General features: G+C 46.2%; 15 protein-coding genes. 7 read left to right on the forward strand and 8 right to left on the reverse strand.

Going from position 1 to position 19,736, the window contains the following annotated elements; translation table 11 throughout:
• Positions 1-14: 14 nt before the first annotated feature.
• Positions 15-1,025, reverse strand: a complete 1,011-nt coding sequence (locus BMZ72_RS11495) for a PorP/SprF family type IX secretion system membrane protein (RefSeq protein WP_177222763.1) — start codon at positions 1,023-1,025, stop codon at positions 15-17.
• A 26-nt stretch (positions 1,026-1,051) separates the two neighbouring features.
• Positions 1,052-2,803, reverse strand: coding sequence for a T9SS type B sorting domain-containing protein (locus BMZ72_RS11500; protein ID WP_177222764.1), 1,752 nt, complete (start codon positions 2,801-2,803; stop codon positions 1,052-1,054).
• A 1,389-nt stretch (positions 2,804-4,192) separates the two neighbouring features.
• Between BMZ72_RS11500 and BMZ72_RS11505 the strand changes: the two genes are divergently transcribed.
• The 4 genes from BMZ72_RS11505 to BMZ72_RS11510 all read left to right on the forward strand — a co-directional run bounded on the left by BMZ72_RS11505 (position 4,193) and on the right by BMZ72_RS11510 (position 5,517).
• Positions 4,193-4,861 (forward strand): response regulator transcription factor, encoded by a 669-nt coding sequence (locus BMZ72_RS11505; RefSeq protein ID WP_012789848.1) that lies wholly within the window; start codon positions 4,193-4,195, stop codon positions 4,859-4,861.
• A gap of 170 nt (positions 4,862-5,031) precedes the next feature.
• A complete protein-coding gene (locus tag BMZ72_RS36545) occupies positions 5,032-5,190 on the forward strand; it encodes a hypothetical protein (protein ID WP_177222765.1) in 159 nt (52 codons plus the stop codon).
• A gap of 17 nt (positions 5,191-5,207) precedes the next feature.
• Positions 5,208-5,384 (forward strand): hypothetical protein, encoded by a 177-nt coding sequence (locus BMZ72_RS36550; RefSeq protein WP_177222766.1) that lies wholly within the window; start codon positions 5,208-5,210, stop codon positions 5,382-5,384.
• On the forward strand, positions 5,377-5,517 hold the full coding sequence (locus BMZ72_RS11510) for a PD40 domain-containing protein (protein ID WP_089808363.1): 141 nt from the start codon (positions 5,377-5,379) through the stop codon (positions 5,515-5,517). The genes BMZ72_RS36550 and BMZ72_RS11510 overlap by 8 nt, the downstream gene beginning before the upstream one ends.
• 308 nt (positions 5,518-5,825) lie before the next feature.
• Here the strand turns inward: BMZ72_RS11510 and BMZ72_RS11515 are convergent, their stop codons facing one another.
• The 5 genes from BMZ72_RS11515 to BMZ72_RS11535 form a co-directional block, all read right to left on the reverse strand.
• Positions 5,826-6,266 (reverse strand): carboxymuconolactone decarboxylase family protein, encoded by a 441-nt coding sequence (locus BMZ72_RS11515; RefSeq protein WP_089809793.1) that lies wholly within the window; start codon positions 6,264-6,266, stop codon positions 5,826-5,828.
• A 76-nt stretch (positions 6,267-6,342) separates the two neighbouring features.
• Entirely contained in the window at positions 6,343-6,912 is a 570-nt protein-coding gene (locus BMZ72_RS11520; RefSeq protein WP_089808365.1) for a Crp/Fnr family transcriptional regulator, read from the reverse strand.
• Between the two features lie 50 nt (positions 6,913-6,962).
• Entirely contained in the window at positions 6,963-8,474 is a 1,512-nt protein-coding gene (locus tag BMZ72_RS11525; protein WP_089808367.1) for a S10 family peptidase, read from the reverse strand.
• A 109-nt stretch (positions 8,475-8,583) separates the two neighbouring features.
• Positions 8,584-10,065: an alpha-amylase gene (locus BMZ72_RS11530; RefSeq protein WP_089809795.1), complete on the reverse strand. Its 1,482-nt coding sequence runs from the start codon at positions 10,063-10,065 to the stop codon at positions 8,584-8,586.
• A gap of 65 nt (positions 10,066-10,130) precedes the next feature.
• A complete protein-coding gene (locus BMZ72_RS11535) occupies positions 10,131-12,455 on the reverse strand; it encodes a DUF5703 domain-containing protein (protein WP_089808369.1) in 2,325 nt (774 codons plus the stop codon).
• 223 nt (positions 12,456-12,678) lie between these two features.
• Here BMZ72_RS11535 and BMZ72_RS11540 point away from each other — a divergent pair, with 223 nt between their 5' ends.
• From BMZ72_RS11540 to BMZ72_RS11550, 3 genes are all read left to right on the forward strand, one after another.
• Positions 12,679-13,392, forward strand: coding sequence for a glycosyltransferase family protein (locus BMZ72_RS11540; protein WP_089808371.1), 714 nt, complete (start codon positions 12,679-12,681; stop codon positions 13,390-13,392).
• A 106-nt stretch (positions 13,393-13,498) separates the two neighbouring features.
• Positions 13,499-15,370 carry a beta-ketoacyl-ACP synthase III gene (locus BMZ72_RS11545; protein WP_089808373.1) on the forward strand — a complete coding sequence of 624 codons (1,872 nt, stop codon included), beginning with the start codon at positions 13,499-13,501 and terminating at the stop codon, positions 15,368-15,370.
• Between the two features lie 13 nt (positions 15,371-15,383).
• Positions 15,384-16,289 (forward strand): DUF6999 family protein, encoded by a 906-nt coding sequence (locus BMZ72_RS11550; RefSeq protein ID WP_089808375.1) that lies wholly within the window; start codon positions 15,384-15,386, stop codon positions 16,287-16,289.
• Here BMZ72_RS11550 and recB read toward each other — a convergent pair.
• Positions 16,272-19,730: an exodeoxyribonuclease V subunit beta gene (gene recB, locus BMZ72_RS11555; RefSeq protein WP_089808377.1), complete on the reverse strand. Its 3,459-nt coding sequence runs from the start codon at positions 19,728-19,730 to the stop codon at positions 16,272-16,274. The genes BMZ72_RS11550 and recB overlap by 18 nt on opposite strands.
• Positions 19,731-19,736 lie beyond the last annotated feature (6 nt).

The raw sequence follows: 19,736 nt of genomic DNA on the forward strand, positions 1-19,736 counted from the left end.
TGATCTTTTAGAAATTAAAAATAGCGGGGATTGGACGTACTGAATAGCTTTGAATTAAATAATATACCGATCGAAAGTTCATGAGAGCCAGTCTGAATACCTGCCAGTTTGTTCATGCTATAGTCATAAGAATAACCTATGCGATATTTTGGCGAGATATAGTATTCAAGGATACCGCTAACTGCATTGGCCTTATCAAGAGCCGTATTGTTCACAACAGATTTCTTGTTTAATACTGACAGGTTTGTTCTGTAAGAACCACCTACCCATAACAGTTCATCGATGTGCATCATCAGCGTAGCATCCAATCCTGCCGGACCGGAGAAATCACTTTTAAACAGTACTGATGGCTTGAGGGAAATGTCGTCGTTCACATTGAACATGTAACCGGCAGTCACATACAGGTGTTGTTTTCTGCGGATACTTTCATATGTATAACCTCTCCATTTATAACCGGAGCTGGTGTATTTGGACAGGAGGTCCAGTACAGATACACCGATATAAACAGAAGGAGTATAGTAATAGATACCTACACGTGCATCAGGTGTTGTCGCTTTTGCAGATCCATCAGGAATGATACGGTCACCGTTTGTTTCATAGACAAGGTCCTTACCATTCATTCCATATTGCGTAGCGCCTACACCGAGACCGAAACAAAGACGACGGGTGTCTTCTTCGTCGAGACGGATACGGTAAGCATAAGAAGCGTAGAGAGAGATTGCGCTCTGTGGTCCCAGGTTATCCATCATTGCCTGTATACCAAGACCAACATTGGCGTCTCTGTTGCCGCGGTTGAGCGGACCATCCAGAGAGATGGATCCGGTGCGCGGAGCGCCCTCAAATCCTGTCCATTGCTGGCGATACGAAGCGTTGAGGTGTAGTACATCCTTGTAACCCGCATAGGCCGGGTTGATTGCCAATCCGTTAAAAATATACTGGCTGAACTGGACACTTTGCTGCGCACGGGAACCTGCTGCAAGGCAAAGTAATAATACTACAGTAAACCATTTTTTTGTCGTGTACATAATTGCACTTTTAGGATCACAGTTCATTATCTAATAATCATTACCCAACCCTTGTAAACAGTCACGCCGGCGGCAGGGTCATTCAGTTCAAGCCGGTAATAGTAGGTCCCTTCGCTTAGTCCCGTCGCATTCCAGTTATTCTGATAATCTTTATTCTGGTACACAACTCCTCCCCAACGGTTGAATACGAACAACTGTGAGTTAGGGTATTTATCTATTCCTCTTACGAATAAGTAATCGTTCTTGCCATCGCCATTTGGTGTTACCACGTTAGAGATCATCAGACCTGGTTTACCCTTCACTGCCTGGATACTGGTTACAGTACCTTTATCACAGCCTGCTTCTTTCGGATCGCAATGGTAGGTTGGTTTGGAAGTAGAGTCAGAGTTACCACCTATCTGCACCCTCGCCGTGTTATTGATACTACCGATACCTTCAGGGATATCACCCACTTTTACTTTAAAGTGCAGTGTTGCAATTGCTCCTGCTGCGAGGTTATTCACCGCCCATACAACAGTGTTGGAACCATCAAAGTGCAGACCACCATCGGAAGCACTTTCGAATGTGGTGAAATCAGGAACCGGATCACTTATTTGCAGTAATGGGATCGTGATGTTTCCCGTGTTACGTACATATATTATATAAGATAGTTCTTCACCGGATTTTACCTTTGTTTCGCCGCTGCTGTTCAGTACGATCTTCCAGCTTTCGAATGAAGTAACGCTCTTGATCGGAATTGTAGTAGATGGTTTGCCCAGACCACCCGGATCCGGCTGGCTTGGATCATTTGACAAAGCTGGCAATGTTGCAACGGAACCTTTACCGTTACCGTTATTTACATATGCAGTATTGTCGATTGACTTTGCGCCTGTCAGGTCCGTCGCTACTCTTACACGGAAAGTGCGGACTGTTGTCTGTCCGGGGTCCAGCGTAGGAATCGTCCATGAAAGGAGGTTGTTAGCGTCAGGTGTTACGTTTTCGTCACCATCGTAGAAGTTAGTGTATACAGGCACGTAGTCAGTCACCAGGATGTTGGTCAGCGTCTGTAAACCTGTATTTTTCACATGGATCACATAGGTGATTACGTCGCCTGTCTGGATCGTACGGTCAGGACCGGTACCGATATAACCAGAGCTTTTCCATGCAACGGTATTCATACCGTTGTCAACCGGTGTCCTGGTAGAAGGCCAGCCTCTGTCAGCACCCAGTGCAGCGGTGACATTATTATCAGCGCCCGGACCGAAGGTATGACGCAGACCAGCGCCGTCGCCCAGATCAACATAACCTGTATTATTAATATAGTCAACACCTGTCAGGTTAGCTGATACATCCACAGAGATATTCACGTAGATGGTAGCGCCTACCGGGATTGTTACATTATTATATGTCAGTACACCATTTGAAAGACCTCCATTCAGTCCGCCACCGTTAGTTGCACCAAAGAAAGTTGTATGCAGTGGAATGGTATCCACAATGCGCACACCTGTCAGCGGCTCATCACCGGTATTACGGATATAAATTCTGTAGTCAATCCTGTCACCAGTGGTCACAGCCTGATCTGTCCCGGAAGGAGTATAACCATAGGTCATCCAGATCTGGGCTGACTTGGTATAGGGCTTTACACCTGAGGCGATACTGCTTTTATCTGTCTTACCAGCTGGCAGAGAAGCGGCCTTTGCTGGCAGCCAGGTCATACCCACTATAAAAAGGAGCATGAACAGGCAGTGGTCAGACAATTTTTTGATATCAGTAAGGACCAGGCCAACTCGTCGCTGCATAGCTTCTAGCAGGTTTACACGAGTAGAATTGTAACAATTTGTGCGCATAGGCTTAGGATTACTGCGGATAGTATGTTTTGAATGCTATTGTACCAATGTTAATCTCGCTCATTAGAAACGGCGTGAAGGAACTGTCATCTTATTATTATATACATATATCCGTGCAAGACGGGGATGACGGTCTGACCTGTGAAATACCGCTACCAGCGCGGTCCACAATTCATATAAGGCAGATTTTTTCATTGGTTATGGATTATGATTTATTAGTATCCGATAGTCAGGGATATAGTAAATTCGAATATAAAAATATCTATATTTATTGATAAAACAATATCTTTTTAAAAATTAATAAACCTTAACCCTCCCAACTTCTCAATTATAAATCAGAAGATTACAAATGAAAGTTGCCCTCATACTACCCTTTTTAGCCTATAAAAATGGCCATTTTCCGGGAGGATTCACATGGTGTTTAATGCACATATAAGACAATGCATTATCCCTCCTGTAAAGGGCTTCAGCGCATTCAAATATATTTTTTATATTATACAATAAAGAGGCAGGTACTCAACGTTATAGCTATCTTCATCGCGTACACGAAATGTGAGGTTATTCACATTTTAACCCCTAAAAACGAGTCTTTTTGTGGATAACTTTCCAGAGAGTACTTGTACGCATATTTTGAGTAGTACTTTTTTCTTAATATTATTTTAACTGATTATGATAGATATTGAGGGCTTTTGTGTCAATGAAAGTCATTGACATTCATCGATGGATCGCTAAAAAAGCAAGGTTTCGGATGAGCGGTCCTCCTTACTATATTTCTCCCCTTTTAAGACATATCTGCTCCATTTCTCAAAAACGTAAATAGCCCTGCCTCCGGCAAACTTTTCACCACCTTCCGGCAGGCATCTGCCATATTCAAACAAATTGCTATATTTACTTATATAAAGGTCCCCGTTTTGCTGAGAATAGCAGCCACGGCGGGAACAGGGAGTAAGTATATGCACACCTTTTTTTGAGTACTAGCGCTTATTTTATATATGACGACGAGCATTAGTTGAAATCGCACCCGTTATTCTATACATATTTACGCCACTGGAAAGACCATTCCCATATCTTCTACCTGAAAAACCATGTTTAAACAGCTGATGGAGGCTGGATGCACGACGGAATTACTATGCCATCTCGTGTATCTGCATCTACCGCTAACTTCTTAATATTAACCAAATTAAAATGCACACGACCATTCCATTCTGTTGTTATAACAAGCTCTACTCCGCTGCCCGGAGGCCCGTTCCGTATGTCATATGTGAAAAGTACCCGCTTTATGTATGGGCATTGTAACTGTTTACAATCTTACCTGTATATCAACCTGCAAACACTTTTCTGATGAATACTGCAGTCTATAAAATTTTACTTGTAGATGAGGACCAGGTATTTGTGAGACAGACCCGGCAGTTATTGATTACCCAATCTTATGATATTTACACAGCTTCCTCAGAAGAAGAAGGAATCATCATCTGTCAGCAACAACAACCTGACCTTATCATCTGTGGCGCCCACCTGCGGGGAACAGGCGGACACCATTTTATCATGGCACTAAGAAATGATCCTGGATTTGACCATATTCCCCTGATCTTCATAAGCGTAAAAGATAACAAACAGGAGATGCGTATGGCGATGAACCTCGGCGCTGACGACTATCTGGCAAGGCCCTTCAGAAAAAGGGACCTCCTGCTTAGTATTCGCTCCCGCCTTGGAAGATTCGCTAAATTCAATCATGTGCACACGCCGGATGAAACAAGAAGCGTTTCCCTGGCCAACTCAACTACTGCGCAACAGGCACTTTATCACCGTCTCGGTAAAGCTGAGAACCGCATCATAAAAATGATCGCGGAGGGGAAAAGTACCAAGCAGATGGCAGACGAACTCAATGTGAGCATCCGTACGATCGAGAATCACAGGTACAGAATTGCAGGCAAACTCGGCATAGCCGGTCGCAATGCACTCACCGAATTTGTAATAAGGAACATCATTCAACAGCAGCAAAAGCAGTAAGAATGATCGTCTCTTAAGAATTAGGAATTAAGAATTAGGAATTCGGGTAAGCAACGTCTTTCACCAGTTCAATAAATATCAGATACAACAGGCTTTTAAAAAGTAGAGCCAATTTGTAAATTGTGCGACCACACAATTAGCCCAATTCTTAATTCCTAATTCTTAATTACATGCCACGGCACTCCTTTCTTCCTGCAACGGGCATTTTCCTTAACATTCACCTTGTGACTGCCCGGCAGTTCACCATTGAAGCTGTAACCAGTTATCCCTGTCCCTCAGAATTAACCAGTGCTTCAACCGGCACCGGCATTGCCTGGGCGTTCAATTAACAGGAAAAAAAAGGAACATGTATGTAGCCGCCGGCCCTGATTTCTCTCCGCGACAACTTACTGCATATACCCTGGACGACGGTCAGGAAATAACTGGTCTTTCTATTTCCGCCGACAGTAGATGGGTCGTGTATTGCCGTGGTGGAGATCATAGCGGGAAAGCAGGAATGCCTATATGCCCCTGCAATGGATAGTGCGGTCTTCTCCAGAAATGCCTCTCCCCGTTGGTCACCCGACGGGAAGCGGATCGCTTTTGTCTGTACACCAGGCACAGATGGTGCGCCCGATGCTCTGCCGGCACACAGGCATCAGTCCTGGTCTGTCTGACAACCGACATCAATACCGGTGAAGCAATACCTGGTCAGCCAGGGATTTATCGTGCGCTCTGTCAATTATCGCCTGGGTACCGGCTATGAATATGAATTTCAACTGACGCTTTTCTTAATTATGTAAGTATATCCATCTGAACCAGATATCATACCTGCACGTATGATTGCCTGTCTTTTCTTCGATGTATTACCTTACTACGCCGCTATTACGCCGCTATCTCTTCGCTCATGAGCGGACAGATAGCGGCGTAATAACGGCGTAGTAAGGGTTTAATCGAAGAAATCAGCCGGGAATACGGCAAAACATTAGCTTTTCGCCGGCATCAGATTGGTTGCAATACCGATCCGGTTCCAGGAGTTAATAGCGACTGCCGCCAGCATTACCTGGGCTGTCAGCTGTTCGCCCAATACTTCAATGGCTTCACTATAGGTCGCTTCGCTCACATGATGACTGATCAGGGTTACTTCTTCTGTGAGTGCCAGAATAGCGCGCTCTTCACGGGAAAAGAACGGCGTCTCTCTCCATGCATTCAAAGCATAGATACGTTGCTCGGTTTCACCATATTTACGGGCATCTTTTGTATGCATATCAATACAGTAAGCACAACCATTGATCTGGGAGGCTCTTATCTTGATCAGCTCTTTGTGCAGGGGTTCGATCTTCGTTGTCTGCAGGTATTTTTCCATTGCCAGTAATGCTTTGTAACCTTCTGGTTCTACCTGGGGCATATTGAAACGTGTTTGCATCATTTTGTGTTTTTGTTGACACAAAGTTGAAACACTACGGGCGCTTAAAACTTAATCAAGTTCAAGAAAAGACAGCTCAGATTTTCTTAGCCCTGATCTTACTAAGAAATTCAGGGGTAAAACCGAGGTAGGAAGCCAGCATATACTGGGGAATACGTTGCAGAAACTCGGGGAACAGGTTACTGAAGTGATTATAACGCTCTTCTCCGGAGAAGTCATAAATATAGCGGATACGCTGTACAGAGGCGGCATAGGCCCTTTGCAGCACCAGTCTGAAATACCGCTCCATTGCCGGCACCTGACTGAACAGATCTTCCTGGACTCTTTTATCCAGTACGGCGATTTCGGCGTTTTCAACAGCCTGGATAAAATACTCGGAAGGCGCTCTTCTTTCCAGACTGTCATAATCAGTGATCCACCAGTTGTCAATGGCAAACTGGATTGTCTGTTCAGTGCCTTTCTCATCGATATAATACCTGCGGAAACAACCCTTCAGGATAAAATAGTTCGCATTACACACTGCGTCCTGTCTGAGCAGGTATTCTTTCTTTTTTACCTGCTGATACTGCATGATGGAAAGAATCGTCTCTTTGTCTTCTTCCGTCAGTTCGACAAACTTGCTGATATGTGCGAGGAGCCTTTGCATACGCAATATTACACCAAAGAAAGGAGGCTCCGAAACGGAGCCTCACATTGTTAGTATTTTGCTGGTTGTCCTTTAGCCGGTATCGACTGAAGAATAAATTTGCGGAGATTTTCATTGGCCGCAGCCAGATCATCTTTTCGCAGATACATCATATGTCCGCTGCGATAACCTTCCCATTTCAGCCTGTCTTTCAGTTTGCCACCAGGGTCCAGTTGCCACATGCTGTATTTCGCATTGAAATAATCACAGGCGCCATCATAATAACCTGATTGCACCAGCAGGTGCAGGAAAGGGTTCTGGGCAATCGCCTGACGCAGGTTCTCGCCGGTCTTGTTGTCCTTTGAATCCCAGGGGAACACCGGACCAAACATATTATACTTCAGGTCCGTTTTATAGTTCAGTTCTTCGCGCAGATAGATCTGGATGGCAGGTGTAAAAGCCTGCAACCAGGCGGTCAGTTCTGCGTTATAATCAGGTCTGCTACCACCAGTCTGTCTGTCGATACCTCTGTAACGGGAATCCAGACGACCTACAGTATACCCCTGATCGCGCAGCAGCTCCTTCCAGAAAAGATTGGTAGATACATCAAGATTATTCTCCTGTACAACGATCTCTTTCAGACCACTATAGCGGGCCACTCTTGCGGCGATACTCTTACGCTGTGCCTCATCCAGTGAACCACCTCTTGAAAGTGCAGGAATCAGTTCATTGATCGTAAAGTTCTCCACTTCCGGCAACACCTCATTCAGGTCTTTCTGCTGTAAGTCAGCCGGCAGCTTTTTATGATACCAGGCAGTCGCTGTGAAATAAGGCAGCTTTAAAGCTGCATCCAGCGGACCATTCCTGTCTATACCCAGTTCTGTCGGAGACACCAGTACCACGCCATTCAGGTACATCCACTGTGCATCCTGCAGCTCTAACGCCAGACCGGATACACGGGTCGTACCATAACTTTCTCCGATCAGGAACTTCGGAGAAGCCCAACGACCTTTACGGGTAACAAAGGTATTGATCCATTCTGCCAGGTATTTGATATCAGCATTCACTCCGTAGAATTTACTACCGGGAACGTCTTTATGTACCGGACGGGAATAGCCTGTATTCACAGGATCTACGTATACGATATCGGCAATATCGAGGATAGACTGCGGGTTATCTCGCATACCAAACGGCTGTACCGGATATCCCTCGTCATCGATATTCAGGATACGGGGACCGGTATACCCAATCTCCATCCATACGGAAGGCGTACCGGGACCACCATTGAAGGAGACCACCAACGGCCGGCCGGATTTATCTTTCACATCCTCGCGCTCATAATAAGTATAAAATACACCTGCCAGTGGCTTACCTTCTTCATCCCAGATCGGAATGCTGCCGGCAGTAGCCGTATAAGGCACACGCTGTCCCTTGATCGTTACTTCATGTCTGGTCACTACAGCGGAGTCAATCGCCAGTAAGCGGGAAGGTGAGGGTTTCATCTGCGCCTCAGAAGTCTGTGCAGTCGCCTGTGTAAACACAGCGCCCGCCAGCACCAGGGGCAGTAAGATTTTGCTGATCATAAACTGATTGATAAATGGTTCTCCCGTAAATATAATATATCACCACTTCTCCTTTTATTATTTTAGGATAAAAGGAGAAATGCCATCAAAATACGGGCAGAAAACCACATTATTCAGCTAATGTCCACACAGATACGGAACCTGCTGCACAGAGAAAATCAGCCCATCCCTCCTCATCTACCACGATCTCTTCTTCCCGTTTACCGAGTATGTCTTTAAACCGCTTGCCGGCATAACGCTTACCGATCTCCATATGCTTGTTCCCTTCTTCTCCGTTAGAGATCACCACGGCACAACCGGTGTGTTCTTCATCTCCTTCACGTGTCCAGCCGATACAGTTCGCATGATCGAAATAATCCCGTTGTACACCATAGGCATGCTGGTCTCTCGCAGGAATCAGTAATTCCAGTCCTTCTACCGGTACCAGTTCAATCTCCGTATCCTCCCCTTCCTTATTCTTATCTGTATATTTTGCACCATACAGATCAGGGTAGAATATACAGGGATAACCATGCTCCCGCAGCAGGATCAGCGCATAAGCGATCGGTTTAAACCAGTAATCCACCGGTGCTTCCAGTGCCTGCAAAGGCTGGGTATCATGATTACCTATTACTGTCACCGCCAGGAAAGGCTTTGCCTGTACCAGGGAACCATCAAAGATGGTGGTCAGATCGTAGTCTTTTCCTTTCAGGGAAGCATCATAGAAATTATGATGAAGGGAGGCATCGAACAGCGACATCTTACCTTCTGTTGCCTCGATATACTTTAATAGCAGGTCCAGCTGACCAGGCGCCCAGTATTCCCCTACCGCAAACAATTCCCTGCCGGTGTACTGACGCATCTGGTCCAGCCACTCGTTGAAGAAAGAAGGCGTGATATGTTTCACCGCATCCAGGCGGAAACCATCATATTTTACGGCATTGTAATACCATTCTCCCCATCTTCTGAATTCCTCCCTGACAGCAGGATTCCGGAATTCTATGTCAGCCCCCATCAGATAGTCATAATTCCCTTTTTCCGTATCGATCACCTCTTCCCATCCTTCACCGTATTCATTCTGTATCGTGAAAATCCCTTCTTCATCACTGTTGCTGACATGATCGATACCGGTAAAACACTGATGGTCCCATACAAAATCAGAATGCGCGCCTTTGCGACCAGGAAATGTAAAACGGGTATACGCTTCTACCTCCATTGGTTCAGAGATGAACTCATTCCTGTTTTCCGGATCTACTTTCCGTACAGTGAGCTTCTCAGTTTCGTCTCCTCCCATCAGGTGATTGGCCACCACATCTACATATACCTGCATGCCGTTCTCCTGGATTGCCCTGATAGCGGCTTCATACTCGGCACGGGTACCGTAACGCGTACGAACGGCACCTTTCTGATCGAATTCTCCCAGGTCATACAGATCATACACATCATATCCATGACTTCTGGTACCATCCGCACCTTTATAGGCAGGCGGTAACCAGATGGCATTAACCCCCAGAGCCGCCAGTTTTGGCGCTTCTTTTTTCACTGTATTCCACAGACTTCCATCCTCCGGCGTATACCAGTGGAAGTACTGCATCATCGTACCGTTTTTCATATAAAGTTCATTGTAGTTTTTTAGGAAAGACCGCTGATGCTGATGCAAACCACATGCCACCATAATTACAGGAGGACTACATCCTCTTTCCGGGAAGCGGGAATAATTTTTAATATGGTCACTTTGCCATTAATCACCCGCCCTTCTACGACGGTATTATAAGGTGCGTGAAGCTTAAAGTCGGCATTCCAGTTTGCCGGCCATGCAGGTAGGAGGTAAATCTTCTTTCCATCAGTCTGCATCAGCATCTCCTGTAATCCGATCATAGCTGAACCACCCCAGTTATGATCAGGTGTCCAATCGAAACCAGGGCCCCAGAAAGCAGGAAAGCGATGGGGACCATCGGCAAATTTCAGTTGGGTAAGATTGGTTGCAGCTTCCGTCAGTCCCAGACGGGCCGCAAAAATATTGTACTGCCGCCAGCCGATATGGCTACGGTATTTTACTACATGGGGATCATATTCCCAGGTATTACGCGCAATGTCCAGTCCCGGTTTCCCCACTCCGTATATTCCCCAGGGGAAAACAGGGTATAACTGTGGCGCCTCCGAATTCTGTATCCGTTCCCAGGCCAGTGCCGGGGCAATGGTCTGATGCCCGTCAAACGCTGTCAGTGCGATCGGAGGAATACGTTGTTGTAATTGCAGCAGCTTTTTACTGCGAAGGGTATCCTGCTGTATCTCAGGTAATGCCTGCATCCTTTCCACGATCACCTTTAAAGCGGCGATCACAGTAGTGGAGTTATAGGTCATCTTAAAGGTTTCTGCTGCGGATGTGGGGAAAAGTATATACTGTCCCTGCTCGTTCAGTTCCCGTACCCCTCTCTTCCTGGCCAGTTGCCGGTAATGTTCATCATAGAAGGTCAGACAGCTTTCGATAAACGCCAGGTGTTCCGGCTGACTGACACCCGTATAGCTGTTCACATCCAGCATCATCAGACAGAACTCAAATACTGTTTCCCACTGGTATTCCAGCCAGGCATTGAATTCCACGCCAGGATCGGCACCGGCAGGTCTTTTTAATTCATATTCGAAGATATTGGGCAGTCCGAAGTTTTCGATCTGCTCCGTAAAGCAGGCGCCTGTATGCTGCCAGTAAGTTTCACTGCGTAACTCGGCATTCCGCTTTGTACGGAGGTAAAAATCAAACTGTGCTTTCATCATATCAAAATCGCCACTCTTCAGAAAGGGATAATACACGAGACGCTGGTTCTGGGCCGTCATTGTCCCTCCGCCCCACAGACGGAAGTCAGGCGAGAAATGCAGTTCCTCATTCACATAACGCGGATCGAAGGTGAATAAACCACCATTAAATTTGGTCGGCCATTGACCATAAGCATTACAACCCAGCATATACCGGAATAACTGGTAATTACGTCCTGCGATAACAGCAGCAGGGGCTTTGCTATCGATATGAATATAACTCCTGTCCCAGAAGTCCTTCCACCACTGTATCGTCTTACGGCGATCAGCCGCAACATGCTTCTCTGCCTGCTGCATGGTTTGTTGTAATGCCTGCATCCATGTCTCCAGACTTTCAGCCTGCGCTACTTCCAGTCCGATGGTCAGCTGCTGTTGACGGACCGCCCGCTTACTCTGCAATGACCACGCATAAAAAGCAGCATCCGCATATTTCCCCGAATCCACACCCGCTGCGATCATCTGCTCGCCACGCATCATACCACCAAAGGTGTTATTGCGTAACGGATCATACAGTTCACCCTTTACACTGCTCATTCCTTCTTTGTCTACGGTGTAGTTAAATATATCGGGAACATCTGAGCGGTTACGATGATAAAATAATACTTCATTGCCATGGAAACTGATCTCATCTTTATAGGTGATAACAGGGAAAGACTGTAAACGTTTGTAGGAGTTCGTTCTGCATTCGCGGTTATCAGTGATCAGATGGTCCTGGTATCTCCAGGATTCATAAGTCGCCGTTACTTTTACCGGTGTTGCACTTTTCATTGCTACATGAATAACAGGATGGAATACATCTACCCAGATATCGATACTGGTATGCGCATCATGTATATTGATATATCCCTGCGCTAATTTTAGTTGTTGTATAAATCCATCACTACTGATAGGGCCAGAAGATAACTTTATCCTTACCCGGCCCTGTTTCAGCATGGCATTATTTTCATCAAAGGTCCCACTGCGCGATACATAAAACAACAGATCGCCCTGCTCTACCCATACATTCAGTCCGATATCGCCACCACCACAGGGCATAGACTCCCCCGCATGACGGCTCTGGGAATTCCAGCTGACATCGTAGCGGGATACAGTGTTAGATTGTGCAACAGTCCGCGGTACGCAACAGGCTACAAACACCGTTAACAGCGCGACAGTACGCGATATATACCAGTCTTTCATCTTATACATGGAACGTGGATCTTTAACTGCTATAAAAATAAGGTGTTATCATGACAATTAACAGCTGATGGATTTTAATATTGTTTTTTCAGGAAAACGGTTAGATTTGTATCACTTTACAGACCTACGCTGAAACCACACAACACGTTTCCACTGTTCATCCTAACATAGGAATAACCATTTTCAGGTATACTTTTTCAGGTTTAGTCAACAAACTCCATTCAGATTTTTTATGACAAGTAGTACACAACAACTTGCCGGCAGAAAGATATTGTTTGCAACTGTATCTGGCGACAGGCATATTCACCCACTCACCGGTCTGGCCCAATACCTGCAACACGCAGGCTGTGATGTAAGATGGTATGCATCGAAATGTTATACGCAACTGTTTCATCAACTGATGATCTACAGTTATCCATTAAAAAGGGCGAAAGATGTGAACAGCCGGAATATCAATGACATGTTACCGGAACGAAAAAACATCAGTAACAAAGCGGCACGGATGAATTTCGATATGCTGCATTACTTCATACTCCCCGCTACAAAATACTATGAAGACATCCGTGATATACGGGACATCTTTCCATTTGACCTGATGATCACTGACTGGATGTTCAGTGCCGGCCCGATCGTACGCAACCAGTTACATATTCCTGTGCTTACATTGGGTACCACATCTGCACGGAAAGAAACACCGGAAACTTGTACTATACACAAATGGTTAGGTGCGATACAACTGAGGCTTGCTACATTCATAGCAGATAAAATACTCTTCCGTCAACCTTTTCGTGTGTATAAGGATATATGCAGCCGGTACGGCGTTCAGCAGAAGGGTAATAATTTTTCAGATAGCATAGCCCTACATGCCGACAGGGTCTTACAGGCAGATGATTCACCGATAGTGAATGCCGGATATGTTGCAGAATTGCTAAAAATTCAGCTATAGTCCGCTATATTATAAGATTTTATCTATATTTCTACCCTGTTTCATTGATGGAACAGGGCTTTTTTTGTTAACAGGACAATACCCAATATTCAGTAAACGAAGTTGCATGCACAAAGTATTTATCACGGCTACCGGAAAATTTTTACCCAATACGTCTGTCCCCAATGAAGCGATGGAAGACTACCTGGGCAGAATCAACGGACTGCCATCCCGTACCAAAGATATTTTCCTGAGAAAAAATGGTATCAAATCACGTTACTATGCGCTCAATACACAGCAGCAAACCACTCATCAGGCCTATGAAATGGCGGCAAAAGCCATTGATGATTGTCTGGAGACCGCTGCTGCCGGTAAGCAAAATATAGATTTCCTCAGTACTGCTACCACACAGAGTGATCTTCCCGTACCCGGCTTCGCCAGTATGGTACAGGGAGAAAGTGGTATCGGTACCTGTACACTGGCTTCACACCAGAGTGTTTGTGCGGCCAGTATCATGGCCATACAGAATGCTTATATGCATGTACAGGCTGGTCAGTCACGTAATGCAGTATCGTGTGCAGCAGAACTGCCCAGCAGAATGTTCAAAGCCTCCCGCTTTGCCGGACAATCAATTGTTGGCGCAGACGCCGCATTACCTGCGGATATAGATTTTCTCCGCTGGATGCTGAGTGATGGCGCAGGCGCCATGTTATTACAACCCGCTCCTTCCCGTACAGGCATATCACTGGAAATTGAATGGATCGACCTCCGTTCCTATGCACACCAGTATGAACTCTGTATGTACACCGGCACCAACAAACAGGCAGATGGCAGCATTGCCAAAACCTGGCTGGACTACGAGAGTATGAGTGCGGCCGACAAAGACGGGGCCATTAACCTGAAGCAGGACATGCAACTGGTGGACAACATCGTCAAACTGGGCATTCAGCGTTTCTTTGAACTGGTAGATGAAAAGAAGATCGCGCCTGAAGCAATCGACTGGCTCGTCTGTCATTACTCCTCGCATCACTTCAAAAAACAGATCACCGATCTGTTAGAGAAAGGAGGTGCAAATATTCCTGCGGAGAAATGGTTCACCAACTTATACACTGTTGGCAATATCGGTGCTGCTTCCATCTTCGTCATGCTGGATGAATTACTCCGCAGCGGTCAGCTGAAACATGGTCAGCAGGTACTTTGTATGGTGCCTGAAAGCGGTCGTTTCATCACCGGTTACATGATGCTGAGGGTCGTAGCGCCGGCAGCCCCCGGTATAGTCACCGAAGACATTGCTACTATCAAGGCGCCGGAGATCAGAACACAACAGAAACCTGTACAGGAATGGCTGGTAAGACAACTGACAGGCGTATGGTTTGACTTCGAACGTTCCCTGCAACAGGTACCGATCGTAAAGAAGATCTTCAATGGTCAGCTGACACTCGAAGAATACAAACGTCTGCTGCTGAACCTTCGTCAGCAGGTGATTGATGGTTCCCAGTGGATCGCGCGGGCAGCCTCCAATGTCAGCATGCAATATTTTCATGTACGTTCTTCTTTTATCAGACACTCATCCGACGAGCACCGCGATTATCAGATCCTGGAAAAGAACTACATTAACTGTGGCGGGAATGAAAATGACCTGTATACAGGTGAAAAGAATATCGGTAGTGAAGCGCTGAGCGCCTATATGTTCCAGCGCGCCAGCCAGCCTGACCCTTTTGATCTCTTAGGAGGAATGTTTATCATCGAGGGACTGGGCAACAGGGTATCCGGTAAATGGGGACGCGCGATCCAGCAACAGTTACAGCTGAATGCGGATCAGGTATCCTTCTTCATCTATCATGAAAGCAGCGACAGCAATGACAACCATTTCGAACGTTTCGAGAACGCTATACAGTCCGAGCTGCTGACCCGGGAAATGGCGGAGAAGATCGTGAAAACGGCAAAAGTAGTAGCGAGGCTTTATCGCATGCAACTGGAGGAACTGGACAATTTCTAATAAAGCTATTCACATGTTACATACCAAAGAATACTACGAGCAGATGCCGCATGACACGCGTAATCCGAGTCACTGGCATGCGCTCTTCCTCGATAAAAGCATTCCTTTCAATCCGGATGCTAAAGCCGCTTTCCTGTACGATTCCTCTACTAAAAGCCGGCAGTTCCTTTATCCGGTGGTAAAAGCCTTCGCAAGGATCAGTATTGTACTGATGCAGGTCTTCAAGATCTTTATCCCCAATCTGATCAACGCTCCCAAAATGCTGCATAAGAGCCTTTTCTGGGGCATGAAATATTTTATCACACCGGAGGCCAACTTTTTGATCTTACGGCATTTTTACCTGGGTTCTGAGGTATTACGCTTTATTAAGGATAATGTAAGGGGAGCGGAAAATATTCCCATGAATCCGCTGAAGCCGACAGCCGTGAGTCACGTAAGGGATAACCTCTTCCTGGAACACGACCTGAACCTCTATAATTTTATCATTAACCTGAACAAGGCGATCGATGAGAAAGGAGTAAAGGTCAGCAAACAGGAAAAGCCTGATTTTAGTGCAATATCCGCTACACCGATCCCTTTTGAACAGTTCCGTCACCGGTGGACTAACTTCATCGATCTGGGTACGGCAATAGAGATATTCACACCGGTATACCAGTTCTACCTGACAGATGCCGACTTCTGGCGCGCGACCAATTCGCTGCAACTGGATGAAGTGATCGGTATCTATGCAGCAACGATCATGGATTGTCCGGAAAAACTGACGGCGCTTAACAACAAACACCCGATGATACCACTCCCAATGGCTGGTGCCGCATTCCGCCTGTTATTGCATGGGTTTTCCACAGAGGTGCTGCACGCATTGCTGGTACAGGCTAAACTGGAACAGCAGCGGCAGGCGGCGTTAGTAGATGTCGAATAATTTTTGCTGAGGAGGTTGTTTCCTGTTCGCATTGGGAGACAAACTATTTTCCAGTTGTAATATTTTAGATAAGGGTGGTTTAGTGGTAAATATTCCAGTAGACTGCCCTTTTCTTATGCCCCTGACAAAACAGTAGATCACGCCACCAAACTGCGTTTCGTAGTCAAATTCAAATAAACGGCTCTCCAGATATTTTTTGGCGGCCAGTGTATAGATCAGGTATTGCAGGTGATAATTGTTTTCGTTCATCGCTGCGGATACAGCAGCCGGTGTATAGTCTTCCGGCGTGCCTCCCAGGTAGTTGGATTTCCAGTCCAGGATATAATACCTGCCTTCATGCTCAAAGAACAGGTCCATCTTCCCGTTCATGATACCTTCCAGTTCACTGCTGCCCTGTTCATGAAAACGGCGCACGACTACACTGGTTCTGTCATCAGAAAGCCCGTTCAGCATATCCGGGAAAAATGCGGATACCGGGAAGTCAAACTCAAATTCAGGGATACGTTTATGCCAGATGATGGCTGCCAGTGGGAATGTACGGCCATCCACCGTAATATCTGTCTGTAACACATGCTCCAGCAACTGCCGTAACATAGGTCCATACAGTTCCTGCTGTCCGGGTACAAAACGGCGGATTGTTTCAGTAATCCATTTTTCCCAGCGGCTATCCTCCGAGAAGTTGATATTTTCAAACAGGAAGTGCAGGAGGTTACCCGTCTTCGCCCCACGTTTTAGTGTGTGGAAAATAAAGGTTTCGTAAGGATCTTCCTGTTGCGAGGCCCTTGTACGCAGATTATGTTCTGCCTTTGCCGCCAGCATGGTATAACTCATCTTGCGCCAGTTCTGCTCCTTCAGCACAAATCTCACTGGCATATCCGTATCAGGCGGCGCTAGTGGCAATACCTTATTGCTGACCTGCTGTTCAGGCGCTACGGGTATTCCTTCTTCAAACCGGATAATATCAGGAGAAGGGGCTACTGCGACCAGGGCTTCCAGGAAAGTCAGCAGCGTAGATTTTTTATGATAGTTATTCCGGAATACAAAACACTTATACACACCACGGGTGATTGCCACGTATAAGAGACGTCTGTTCTCCTGTTCGGCCTGACGTGCATAAGAGGCCTGCTGTTCGTCGCTCATACGTTTCTTTTCCACACCCACATAGTCACCCGTCAGCGGGTCACGGAAACTAAAGAACTCTATATACTTGTTTTCCACAAAGTCGAGATAAGGCGCCATCACGATCTTATATTCCAGGCCTTTACTCTTGTGAATGGTCACGATATTCACGGCTTCTTCATCACTTTCCATACGCTGCTCATACTCGTCACCTTCTGTAGCCATCCCGTCTATACCACGCTTGAGCCAGGATACAAGTTCCGTCATAGACAAATTCTTACGGCTCTGGATCTGGTGCACAAGTTCTGTCAGCTGAAAGAGATTGGAAATGATACGTTCACCACTTTCTGTATGCGCATGCAGTAATACATTACGCACATTGAAATCGGTAACGAAATCCATCATCGCGGTATAGATACCATCCTGCTGCCACCTGTTTTTATAGTTACCGAATAAACCCAGTGTTACTTCGTCATCCAGTGTCAGTACAGATTCCAGTTTCAACCCTGTAAAAGGCGATAACAGGGCACGGTTGATAGAAGACCTGTCAGGCGCCAGCATGGCCTCCATCAGGTATAACAGATAGGTCGCTTCTTCGGATTGTAATACTTTTGCATCATCTACTGTTACAGCAGGCACACCCAGTTTCGCCAATTGTGACTTTACTTCCCTGCCCTGGCGGCCGGTACGTACGAGGATACCGATATCAGATGGTTTTACGGGACGGCGCTCCTCTTCATCACCAATAAAATATTCCCCGCTTCTCAGTAAAGCTGCTACCTGCGCTGCCACACTCTCAGAGAGTTCGGTACCGTTGGATGCATTAAAAACGGATATCGGCACATCAGGTTCATCTCCTCTGAAAAGCAGTCCTTTGGTGTTGCTGTCAGGACTATCTACCTTGATATAGTTGATAGCGCTACCTTCTCCTTCGAAATAAAAAGTATCAAAACCAGGTACCGGCAGGAAGAACTGGTTCATTGCCGCAATAAAGGGTTCAGATGAACGGAAGTTGCGGTTCATGCCATACACATGCTGTACGCTCGCCCTTGCCTTAAAATAGGTAAAGATGTCCGCCTTACGCCAGGCATAGATACTCTGCTTGGGATCACCGATGTAAAACAGGATGGTACTTTCTCCGAAAGCCTTTTCAAAGATCTCATACTGCATCCTGTCAGTATCCTGGAATTCATCCACAAACACTGCCTTATATTTCTCCCGCAGCACTTCTTCCAGTTTCGGATTATTTCTATCCACCAGTGATTTGTGCAGGTTGGTGATCATGTCATCGTAGCTCAGCAGGTTGTTCCGCTTTTTAAAGCCTTTTACGCCAGCCGCTATCTCTTCTATCGCGAAGCAATACAAACGGCTGATCACCTGTTGTACGATGCCCTTACGTTCTTCGTCCACAACAGCCACCTGGTCCATGTGTGCAAGCATATCAGGCAAGAGGGTACCGATATATTTAGCGCTGTTTCTTTTGTCAGCAACTGTCTTTATAAACAATTCCGGATCATCCACACAGGGCAATAATGCCGTCTTTGCATACCTGTTTCCTTCACACAATCCTCTCAGTGTTTCCCTTTCATTGATCACATAATCCAACAGTACCTTTTCGGCAGCCGTTTTCTTTTCGTCTATCGTATCCAGCTGGTTCAACCATTCCTCCTGTTCCTTCTGTCTGATGACATATCTCTTACCGGGTTGATAAGCATAATAACGCTTCCCACCCATATGCTCATTCAACGCAACATTGATCCCCTGCATCATGTCCGGTTCCCATACCTTTTCCAGCAAACGGATATGCAGGGTTGTGACATATTTACGCCAGAACTTCTGTACTTCTTCCGCTATCAGGGTTTTGGTATCCTGGATCATTTCTGCGCCAAACAGCTGGTCTGTTTCAAAGGCAAACTCATTCAGGGTCTTCTGACAGAAGCTGTGAATGGTCAGCACGGCTGTCTCATCCAGGAAGAGCACTGCATCTCTCAATTGTTGCTGTACGGCCTCCAGGCCATTCCGTTCCACTGCTTCTTCCACCAGCCGGAAGATATTCTCATCTCTGGTTTCCTGCCCCTGACTGATCTTATAGGCAGTACGCACAAATAAACGGATACGTTCTTCCAGTTCAGCTACAGCTGCTTTGGTGAAAGTCACCATCAGGATCTCTTTAATAGAAAGTCCATTCTCCAGCACCAGTCTCAGTACGAGAATAGCGATAGAATAGGTCTTACCTGTGCCGGCACTGGCCTCTATCAGATTACTATCCTGCAGAGGCACGGTAGCCGCATTAAAATCCTGGTAGTTGATATGTTCGTTCATCTTGTA

The organism is Chitinophaga sp. YR627, assembly GCF_900114995.1.
Lineage (GTDB): Bacteria > Bacteroidota > Bacteroidia > Chitinophagales > Chitinophagaceae > Chitinophaga.